The sequence below is a fragment of the Streptomyces sp. NPDC111628 genome (assembly GCF_055635195.1).
The window spans coordinates 555279-566119 of record NZ_JBVKBZ010000004.1; the positions used below are offsets into that span (position 1 = coordinate 555279).

5 protein-coding genes are annotated in these 10841 nt (G+C 71.5%); 2 read left to right on the plus strand and 3 right to left on the minus strand.

All coding sequences use genetic code 11. From position 1 onward, the window contains the following. Window positions 1–32 precede the first annotated feature (32 nt). The 3 genes from ACZ7MF_RS24465 to ACZ7MF_RS24475 form a co-directional block, all read right to left on the minus strand. A complete protein-coding gene (locus ACZ7MF_RS24465; RefSeq protein WP_471479739.1) occupies window positions 33–3626 on the minus strand; it encodes a bifunctional glycosyltransferase/CDP-glycerol:glycerophosphate glycerophosphotransferase in 3594 nt (1197 codons plus the stop codon). A 23-nt stretch (window positions 3627–3649) separates the two neighbouring features. Beyond that, the gene (locus ACZ7MF_RS24470; RefSeq protein WP_471479741.1) at window positions 3650–5881 is read right to left on the minus strand and encodes a bifunctional glycosyltransferase/CDP-glycerol:glycerophosphate glycerophosphotransferase; all 2232 of its coding nucleotides are present in this window, start codon (window positions 5879–5881) and stop codon (window positions 3650–3652) included. 256 nt (window positions 5882–6137) lie between these two features. Then, window positions 6138–8246, minus strand: a complete 2109-nt coding sequence (locus ACZ7MF_RS24475; protein ID WP_471479743.1) for a hypothetical protein — start codon at window positions 8244–8246, stop codon at window positions 6138–6140. 723 nt (window positions 8247–8969) lie between these two features. Between ACZ7MF_RS24475 and proB the strand changes: the two genes are divergently transcribed. Together proB and ACZ7MF_RS24485 are read left to right on the plus strand one after the other, a co-directional pair. Beyond that, window positions 8970–10073 (plus strand): glutamate 5-kinase, encoded by a 1104-nt coding sequence (proB, locus tag ACZ7MF_RS24480; protein WP_356860814.1) that lies wholly within the window; start codon window positions 8970–8972, stop codon window positions 10071–10073. Between the two features lie 135 nt (window positions 10074–10208). Then, window positions 10209–10739 carry a hypothetical protein gene (locus ACZ7MF_RS24485; RefSeq protein WP_388516890.1) on the plus strand — a complete coding sequence of 177 codons (531 nt, stop codon included), beginning with the start codon at window positions 10209–10211 and terminating at the stop codon, window positions 10737–10739. The last annotated feature ends 102 nt before the right edge of the window (window positions 10740–10841 follow it).

Consider the following 10841-nt stretch of genomic DNA (forward strand, 5'->3'; position numbering starts at 1 on the left):
GCCGGGCGCCTGCCCCTCCGCGGCAGCGGGCGTCAGACTTCCTGCGCCTGCTCCAGCATCAGGTCCACGACGCGTGCCGCGGCCCTGCCGTCGTCGAGCTCGCAGAACAGCTCCTGGAAGCGCCGGTAGCGGTCCGCGTACTCGGCCGACACCTTGTCCAGGTCGCCCAGCGCACTCACCAGCTCCTCCGAGGTGCGGATCAGCGGACCCGGCGCGTCGTTCTCGAAGTCGAAGTAGAAGCCGCGCAGCTTGTCCCGGTAGTGCTCCAGGTCGTACGTGAAGAACAGCATGGGCCGCTTCAGGTGCGCGTAGTCGAACATCACCGACGAGTAGTCCGTCACCAGCACGTCGGCGGCGAGATACAGGTCCGCGATGTCCGGGTACTCCGAGACGTCGTGCACGAAGCCGTTGCCCGCGCCGGGAATGCTGTCCACGACGTTGGAGTGCCGGCGGATCAGCAGCACGTGGTCGTCACCCAGACGGACGCGGGCGTCCTCGACGTCGATGCGCAGGTCGAACTTGAACTGCCCCCGCCGGTGCGAGAGGTCGTCCCGCCAGGTCGGCGCGTAGAGGATCACCCGCTTGTCGGCCGGCACGCCGAGCCGCTCCTTGATCTCCCGGGCACGCTCGGCGAGGTCCGGCGCGTAGAGGTAGTCGTTGCGCGGGTACCCGGTCTCGATGATCTTTCCGTCGAAGCCCATGGCGCGCTTGAGGATCGGCGTGCTGAAGCGGTTGGACGACACCAGCATCGTCCAGTTGCGGGCCTCCTGGATCAGCCGCTCGTGGTACTGGGGGTCGAACTTCGGCGCCTCGATGTCCAGGCCGATCTTCTTCAGCATGGTGCCGTGCCACGTCTGCACGATCACCTGCCCCGGGCGGCGCTCCATCCAGTGCGGCAGGTGCGCGTTGGTGACGATGTAGCGGCAGCGGGCCAGCGCCTCGTACCACTCGGTGCTCCAGAACCGCACCTTCTGCGCGGTGTCGGGCAGGTCCACCTGACCGTCCCGGACCAGCCACAGGTACTCCAGGTCGGCCCCACGGCGCAGCAGCTCCTCGTGCATCGCGCGCGGGGAGTCCGAGTACTGCTTGCCGTTGTAGCTGATGAACAGCACCGCGTCCCGCAGCGGCTTGGTCCGGCCCGCTTCGTACACGTCCTTGCGCAGCCGCTCCTGACGGTAGGCGCCGCGCTCCAGGACGGACAGGTCGGACGGGCAGTGCAGCTGCGGGAAGTTGTACCAGCGGGACTCGAACTCGTACTCCCGGTCCTTCGCGGCGCCGAGCACGGGGAAGTCGTCCACGGCGAGCCGGTCGACGAGGAAGGGTATGTCGCTGCCGTCGGAGGTGCGCAGGAAGAAGTTCCAGCGTCCGCTCTTGAGAGGCAGCGTTCCGTCGGGGCCGGACATGGACGCCGGGGTGAACTCGGCGGCGAACGAACCGTCCGGTGAGGTCCGCAGCGCCACGGTCTTCTCGTCGAACCGGTCCCGGGCCTTCACGACGAAGTCCGCCCCGTCGATGTCGGCGGCGGTCACGCCCTCGACGACGTAGCGGTCACCGGTCCAGCGCACGGACGTGATCTTCGCCTGGAGGGGGCGGCCGGAGAACTTCAGATAGCCGTTGTGTCCCGCGACCAGGGCTATCTCGTTGCGGTCGGCGTTCTCCGCGAGGGAGGCCGGCAGCCGCATCTCGCCGTCCGCGAGCCCCTCACGGACCACGGTGGAGAAGCGGCGCTCGCTCCCGTCGGGAGCCACCGCCACCAGCTGGGTGCTCCAGTTGCGCCGGGAGGCCGCCGCGGGGTCGGCACCGCCGGCGGCGTTCTCCTCCTTCACGACGTCCTGGTGCTCCGGCAGCAGGGCGACGTCCCGCATCGGCACCCGCACGGTGAACGGGGTGTGCGCGCCGTCGGCCGTGCTCAGCGTGACGGGGTAGTGCAGCCGCTCGCCGCTCTTCTTGTTGGTGACGCGCAGCGAGACGCTCTCTCCCGCGTCCAGCGGCACGCGGATCTCACCGTCGATCTCGATGTCCGCGTCGACCGCCCGGTGGCCCGTGATCAGCGCGCGCACCCGCTCGACGGTGAGCCGCAGCGCCCCGTTGACCGGGGTGGGCAGCAGCCGGAAGTTGTCGTCCAGCCACTGGTAGGGCGGGTGGTTGGCCCGCGTCGGGCCCTTCACCTGGACCGCGCGCTTGCGCAGCAGACCGGCGGTGGCGATGCCGATGCCCACCCGCCAGGTCCCCTCCTGCCACTGGGAGCCCCTGCGCAGCTTGAGGGGGTCGAGGTCCGCCTCCCAGCCCGACCAGTCGTAGTTGTTGTGCTTGCGGCCGGACAGCGACGTGGCCTCCGGGACGTGGGTGTTGCGCAGCGGCAGAATCGTGGCCCTGCGGGAGCCGTCCTTCTTCAACACGAGGATCTTGGCCGCGCTGCGCCTGTTGGCCTGGTCGATCTGGTCGATCCACGCGTGTCCGGCCAGCCGCAGCCGTCCCTCCTCCCAGCGGATGTCCTGGAGGGGGGCGTGGAGCTTGAGGTCGGGATCGATACGGCGCGCCTTCTTCGGCAGGCGGGTGGCGGCCGTTTCCAGACCGGGGTGGTCGACGTACTTGCGGTGGAAGCCGGTGATCTTCACGGCGTCACCGCGCCGTTCCGCCTGGAGCAGGTCCACGAGCTCGTCCAGCGCGTGTCTGCGGACGAGCAGCCACTTGATGCGGGTGGTCGCCGGGAGCTCCATGACCACGCGCGGGTCGACCTGGTCCAGGTAGTTGTTGATCACGCGCAGGAACTCGGCGCGGAACTCCGCGTCACCGTCCGGCAGGACGTTCAGGAAGATCCGGAGGTCACCGGTGAGGGCGGTGGTGTCGTACGCGTTCTTCAGCTCGGCGCTCGTCTCGCCGGGCTGGGAGGCGAAGAACCGGCTGACGGACTCCACGGCCGCGGCACGGTCCCGTACGGCCTTCGGCTCGGTCCGGCGCTGGGTGATGGAGGGGGCGGCCTCGCCCTCGCGCAGTCGCCAGTAGTACGTGGGCTCGCTGATGATGTCCACGGCTTCGGCGAGGAACTGCGCCGGAAGGATCACCGGGACGTCCTCGTACAGCACGCCTTCCGGGAAGGAGAGGTCGTGCTTCTCCCAGAACGAACGGCGGAACACCTTGTTGCAGGCTATTCGGTCGGTCAGCAGCTTCTTGTTCCGCGATATGTGGGTCCGCCTGACCGCACCGCCGGCGAGGATGCGGTGCATGGGGGACTGCCAGATCTTGGTGCTGTTGATGTGCTGGACGTTGCCCGTGACGAAATCCGAGCCGCTCTCGTCGAGACTGTCCACCATGAGCCGGTAGGCGTTCGGCGGGATCATGTCGTCGCTGTCCACGAAGGCGACGAACTCCGACTCGGGCGCCAGCCGCGTCATTCCCGTGTTGCGCGCCGCGCCGAGGCCGGCGTTCTCCTTGCGGATCAGTTTGAAACGGGGGTCGCGGGTCTCGTATGCGGCGGCGATCGAGGCCGAATCGTCCGGTGAACCGTCGTCCACCATCAGTACCTCGATGTCGCGGAAGGTCTGCGCGGCCAAGGAGTCCAGGCAGGCGGGGAGATAGCGCTCCACGTTGTAGATCGGGACGATGACACTGAGCCGAGGGGCCATGCTGGGTGCGGTTCCTTCCGTGGTCAGGCCCGCTCGACAGGTTCGAGCGCCTGGATGGGTGTCGGGGCGTGGGAACGGTCGTCGAACGGGACGACAGGCAGCAGGCTCTCCTCGCCCAGGAAGACTCGTCGTACGACCCGCTCGGCCGCGTGGCCGTCGTCGAATTCGCAGAAGCGCCTGCGGAAGCCGTCCCGGCGCTTGGTCGCCTCCGGGTTGTCGTACGTCCCGGAGGCGAGCAGCGCCAGCAGCTCCGCCTGCGTGGTGGCCACCTCGCCGGGCGGTTCCTGAAGCAGGTCGAAGTAGGTGCCGCGCACCGCGGAGTAGACGTCCCAGTCGGGGACGTAGCTGATGATCGGGCGGTCCAGCACCGCGTAGTCGAACATCGCCGAGGAGTAGTCAGTGATCAGGGCGTCGGCCGCGAGGTAAAGGTCCTCCACCCGGGCGTGCCCGGAGACGTCCACGATGCGGCCGGTGCGGCGCAGCTCGGCGATGTGCGGGGAGTTGCCGTAGAAGTAGTGGCCGCGCACCAGCAGCGTCACGTCCGGACCGAGTTCGCGGGCGAACAGGGCCAGGTGCATCGGCGGGACGAAGCCCGGTTGGTGCTCGCGGTGCGTAGGCATGTACAGGAACGCCTTGACACCGTCGGCCAGCCCCAGCTCGGCGCGGGCCGCGCGCACGTCCTCGGCCGTGGCGTTGACGAGGACGTCGTTGCGCGGGTAGCCGGTCTCCAGGGTGGTGTAGGAGCAGGGGTAGACCCGCTCCCAGATCACGGTCGAGAACCGGTTGGAGCTGAGGCTGTAGTCCCAGCGGTCGCACCGCTCCAGGAGCTTCTCGAAGTCCATGTCGGTGGAGGCCGGGTACTTCTGCTGGTCCAGGCCCATGGTCTTCAGCGGGGTGCCGTGGTGGGTCTGGACGTGGATCTGGCCCTCGCGCTTGACCACGGAGTCCGCGAAGTTCACGTTGTTCACGAGGTACTTGGCGCGGGCCACCGCCGACCAGTACTCGCGCGAGCCCACGCGCACCACCCGTACGCCCTCGGGCACCTGGTCCGCGTGCTCGGCGCGGACCGCCCAGACGCGGCGCAGATGCGGGGCCCGCCGGGCCAGTTCGGCGTCGATGGCGGCCGGGTTGCAGGAGACGCCGCGGCTCCAGTAGGCGGAGAACAGCACCAGGTTGTCGTCGAGCGGAAGCCTGAGCTGCGACTGGTAGAGGGCGCGCATCGCGCCGCGCTTGGACCGGTTGACCGCGGTGCGGACGCTCTTCTTGACCCGCCGACGCACCTTCACCGCAGCGAGGGCGCTCACCAGGGTGGAGTAGGCGTCGCGCTCCAGCATCGCGTACTTGTGGCCGCGGCCGCCGCCCGGCCGGGTGAAGCCCTTCGGCACACGGGCGCGGTAGTCGGCCGCGGCGCGGTGGAAGAACTCCGCCCGCGCCTCCCGCGGCAGCCGGCCCGGACGCTCCAGGACGGTCAGGTAGTGGTCGGCCATCTTGCGGAACAACGGGCCGCGCCATTCGGCGAGTTCCTCGTGCGCGTCGACGTATTCGAAGACCCGCCGGTACTGGTCGAAGACGTCGAAATGCTTGCGGCTGACCGTCTTGAGGATGTTGCCGCCCTCACGCCGCTGCCGGTAGTAGACGCAGACCCGGTCCAGCACGGCGATCCGCTCGGCGCTGATCAGGGAGCAGAACGTCCAGGGCGCGTCCTCGTAGTAGCCGGGCGGGAAGGTGAGTCCGGTGCGGGCGATGAAGTCGCGCCGGTACGCCTTGTTCCAGACGATCTGGAGCAGGTCAAGCAGTTGCGGACGGTCGGCGAGGGAGAAGACGTCCGGGCCGGTGTGCGCGAGCAGGTCCGCCAACTGATTGCGGTTGACCCTGCCGTTCCAGTAGGTGCGGGCGTAGTCGTAGACGAGTACCTCGGGGTCGTCCGTCGCGTCGAGACGGTCCGCTATCGCCGTGAGCGCACCCTCGGACAGGGTGTCGTCACTGTCCAGGAACAGCACGTAGTCGCCCTGCGCCTTTTCCAACCCGGCGTTTCGGGCACGGCCCAGCCCCACGTTCTCCGTGAGATGTGTCACCTGGATACGCGCGTCGCGTTTCGCATATTCGTCGAGAATGGCCCCCGAACCGTCCGGTGAGAAGTCATCGACCGCGATGATCTCGAAATCGACGTAGTCCTGTCCGAGCACCGAATCGAGGCATTCGGGCAGATAGCCCTGCACCTTGTGCACCGGGACGATGAGGGAGAACCTGGGCATTCCTGCAACCTGTTCGAAGGGGAAGCTGTCCGTGTGTTGCCGCGTACCGTAGCGGGAGAGTCTGTGATTTGCGGCCAAGCGTAACGGTCCTGTTGGAGGGGTATGCCCGATCTTGCCCCAACAGCTCTTATGAGTATCCGCACATGTACCCCGAACGCGCACAGGGTGGTTTCAAGTTCTTCTCATGTTCCCCGGATCCACCGGTCTACTCCTGCCCGGCCGTCCGGGCCCGGCCGCCCGGCCGCCCGGCGTGCCCTCAACGCCGCCCGCGCAGCGCGCTCGTGTCGGTTCCGAGCCGGGGACCAGGGACGGAGAGGTCCGCGGCGAGGCGCTCGGCCCTGCGGGCGCGGTGCTCATCGGCCGCCGCGCACAGGTCCCGCACCGCACCGGCGAAGCGCTCCCGGGCCGGCGGCTCGGCCGGACCCAGTAGACGCAGGGCCAACGCGGCACGCTCCTGGGCCAGTTCGTCCCGCTCCGCTCGGCGCACCGCCGCCAGCAGCGCCGGTACCCCGGACGCGTCCGGCGCCAGTACGGTCGCCGCGGCCACCGTCGGGAACGACTTGCGGAACACGTCCTCGGCCAGCGCGCTGGTGTTGGCCACCGCGTACGGCTTGCCGCTCGCCAGGAAGTCGCTGATCACGCTCGACACGTCGCTGATCAGCAGGTCGGCCCGGTTGAAGCAGGCGTACAGCGGCGGCCGGGCGTCCGTGACGACCTGGTGCTCCCACGCGGGCAGCGACGCCCAGTACGCCTCCTCCCACGCGGCCGCCGCCCGCCGTACCGCCGCCGCCCGCCCGGGCTCCGGCTCCGGCTGCCGCAGCATCCGCTCCGCCTGGTCCGCCGCCGACCGGAAGCCGGCCGCGGTGAGCCGGTCCAGCTCCGCCGCCCGCCGGGCCAGGCAGGTGGCCGCCGAGGCGTCGGGACGCGGGCCGCCGCGCTCCCGGTTCGCCGCCCGCACCAGCTCCCGGATGCGCAGATCGGCGGCCCGGGCCCGCGGGTCCACCGACCCCGTCAGCGGATGCGGCTTGTACAGCAGCCGTACGCCCGCGTCCGCGAGCAGTGCCCGCACCAGGTTCTCCCCGGCCTCGACCACCGACGTGTTGCCGGGATTGCCGTCCCAGCCCTCCCAGGTCGGCGCGTACAGGACGGTCGTGAACGCCCCCGGCGCGGGCGGCCCCGCGTACGGCCGCACGGCGTCCAGCTGCGGGCGGCCGATCTCCACCACGTCCTTGTCCTCGACGCCGACCTCCGCCAGCGCGTACCGCTCGCGCGCCGCGGGGCCCGCCACCCACACCTCGTCGTACGCCTTCGCGTACGGGTTGCACGAGGACAGCTTGTCGCTCTCCCCGTGGTTGACGAAGGCGTGCTTGATGGTCGGGATGCGCAGGACCTGAGAGGTCTTCCCGGAGTTGGACGGGTGGAGGAGGACCCGGAGCGTCGAGTGCTCCAGGCGCATCAGCGTGGACACCTTCGGCAGACACACCACCGGGATGTCGGTCGCCGCGATCCGCTGCACCATGTGCCGCTCCCGCAGCACGATCACCGGCCGCCCGTCCAGCCGCGCCAGCGGCTCCAGCCACATGTTCGCCTGGTACGCCGAGGGCGCCCCGCCCGAGAAGTACAGGCCGACCGTCGGCCGGTACCGGGCGAGCCACGCGTCGAACCAGTCGAGCACCTCCTGCTCACCGGCGGGCCGGCGCCCCGGCAGCAGCCGCAGCAGCAGCGCGCCCAGGCCCGTCAGCGCCGCCCCCAGCGACAGTGCGAGCCCGGCCACCCCGTACACCGGCGCGTCGGTCGCCGCCGTCGCCAGCAGCCCGGCCGTCGCGGGCAGCCCGAAGATTGCCAGCCGGGGTCCCGGGCGACGCAGCAGCATCGGCGGCGCCGGGGTCAGCCGCAGCGCGGAGGCGTCGATGTTCCGGGTCACCACGGGCAGCGTCCGGGTGCGCCGGACCAGGACGGACAGCGCCTGGATCGACCAGTGCAGCGCGTAGAGGACGAGCAGCCCGGCGACGAGCGGCGCGTAGACGCCCTCCCGGTGCTGTTCGCCGAGGCGCAGCAGGCCCACCACGAGCAGCAGGTCACGCAGCACGTGCCGGACCGTGACATCGGCGTGCGACCTGGCGAACAGCGACACCATGCCCCGCTGCCACCGGTACAGCACCCCCTCGGCGGCCAGTGAACCGGCACTCGCCGCGAGCAGCAGCGGCACGTGCGGCAACAGGGCACCCACGGCCTGTGCGGCGAAGGCGGCCGCCAGCACGGCCAGGACCAGCAGCTTCACGGCGATCCGCCGCCCGGGCAGGCGGGGGAGACGGCGGCGGGGCAGGGATAGGGGCACTGCGGTAGCTCCAGGCTCGTCGCGCATCGGACAACCGGGTTAACGCCGGGTGACCGCCCGACGACACGCGCGTGTTGCCCCGACCTCTGGGCCCGGCGGCGAAACCCGCGGTGACGGGGCCCGGATCGGCGCGGACCGTGCCGAGAACGCGCCGAGGACGCGGCGGAGCCCCGCCCGGGGCGCGGGCGGGGGCGTCACGGGACGTAGCGGTACGCCACGGGAATGCGGCGCGGTCCGTGGCGAGAATGCGGCGGGGTGCGGCGGGAAACGGCGGTGCCGGGCGGGGACGCGGTGAGGGCACCTTCAGGTCGCGGCGGAGACGAGTACCGAGCCGTCGCGGGACGCGGCAAGGACGTCGCGGGGATGCGGCGGGGTACGGCGGGAACGCGGTGGGGTCCGCGGCGGGAGCAGTGCTGACGGCGCGTGGCGGGTGAGGCCGCGGCGGCGACGCGTCCCGAACCGGGTGAGGACGTCGCGGGGCGCGGCAACCGGGCGAGGACGTCGCGGGGCGCGGCCAGGAAGCCGCGGGGACCGGCCTGGACGTCGCGGGACACCGCCGCGACATCGCCGGATGCCGCAGGGTCCGTGGTGTGGGCGTGGCGGGGACGTGCCGGGGTTCGTGGCTGTTGTCCGCAGCGTGAACTCCGGTGCGGCGTGCGTTCCCCTTCGCGTAGATTGCCTGGCGGGCGCAGGGATCGGCGCGTGTCGACGGGAGAGGCGGACGGGGCCGTGGCAGGGGCAAGGCAGGCCGTGGGCGAGGCCCGCAGGATCGTGGTCAAGGTCGGTTCCTCCTCGCTGACCACCGCCGCGGGCGGCCTGGACGCCGACCGGGTCGACGCGCTCGTCGACGTGCTCGCCAAGGTGCGCGGCGCCGACAAGGAGGTCGTCCTCGTCTCCTCCGGCGCCATCGCCGCCGGGCTCGCCCCCCTCGGCCTGCGCCGCCGCCCCCGGGACCTGGCCCGCCAGCAGGCCGCCGCCAGCGTCGGCCAGGGACTGCTGGTCGCCCGCTACACCGCCTCCTTCGCCCGCTACGGCGTCCGCGTCGGCCAGGTGCTGCTGACCAGCGACGACATGAGCCGCCGCGCCCACCACCGCAACGCCTCCCGCACCCTGGACAAGCTGCTCGCGATGGGCGCCTTCCCGATCGTCAACGAGAACGACACCGTCGCCACCGACGAGATCCGCTTCGGCGACAACGACCGCCTCGCCGCCCTCGTCGCCCACCTGGTCCGGGCCGACCTCCTGGTGCTGCTGTCCGACGTGGACGGCGTCTACGACGGCGACCCGAGCAGGCCGGGCACCTCCCGGCTGGCCGAGGTGCGGGACATGGCCGACCTCGCGGGCGTCGACATCGGCAGCGCGGGCAAGGCCGGGGTCGGCACCGGCGGCATGGTCACCAAGGTCGAGGCGGCCCGGATCGCCGCCGCCGCCGGCATCCCCGTGGTGCTGACCAGCGCCGTCCACGCGGCCGACGCCCTGGCCGGCGGCGACACCGGCACGTACTTCCACGCCACCGGCCGGCGCTCCGCCGACCGGCTGCTGTGGCTCCAGCACGCCTCCGCCCCGCAGGGCGCGCTCGTCCTCGACGACGGGGCGGTGCGCGCGGTCGTCGAGGGCCGCAAGTCGCTGCTGCCGGCCGGGATCGCGGGCGTCGAGGGCGACTTCGCCGCGGGCGACCCGGTGGAGCTGCGGGACGCCACGGGCCGGGCGGTGGCCCGGGGGCTGGTCAACTTCGACGCCAAGGAGATGCCCCGGCTGATCGGCCGCTCCACCCGGGAACTGGCGCGCGAACTCGGACCCGCGTACGAACGTGAGGTCGTACACAGGGACGATCTGGTGATCCTGCACCCGTAATGGGTCGAAACGTCCCCGAATCGGTGGTGGACGTTCCGCAAAACCGCCCCGCGATCTCGCGCGGCCTGCTCAACTTTCCTCAGGGACAAGTCCGGCCGACCACCGGGCCGAGCCGTGTGCGTGAAGGAGGCCGTCGTGAGCGGAGTACGCCCTGGGACGGCGGCGCCCCGCGGTGGTACCGCCTCCCGCGGTGGTGCGGGCGCCCGCAGCGGCACGGGCGCGCGCCCCGGCGGCGCCCGGGGCGCGAACCGGGCGGGCGGCGAGGAGCGCGCCCTGACCAGCGTCGCCGCCGGTGACCGGTTCCACGGCGAGGAGCCCGAGCACACCCCGCGCCTGTGGCACGTCACGCTCAGCGTCTCCGGCGCCCGCGCCCCGCTCACCGAGGTGCGCCGGGCGCTCGAACAGCTCGCGCACGACCACCCCTTCCTGCTGACCAGCCGGTACGCCGACGACCACGCGGAGATCCGGTACTGGGAGGAGGCCCGCGACCTGCACGACGCCGCCGCCGTCGCCCTGCGCCTGTGGGGCGAGCACCGGCAGACCGCCGGGCTGCCGCCCTGGGAGATCGTCGGCCTGGAGGTCATCGACCGGGCCACCTACCACCAGCGCATCGCCGCGGGGTACGGACCGGCACCCGCGACGCCGGTCGGCGTTCACCCCTTCTAGGACGGGGTGGGGGTTTACCAGCCGCCGGTGCCGATTTCGGTGCGGGTGGTGAGGCCGCCGTTGCCGGTGCCCTTGTAGAGGTAGAGCTTTCCGGTTTCGCCG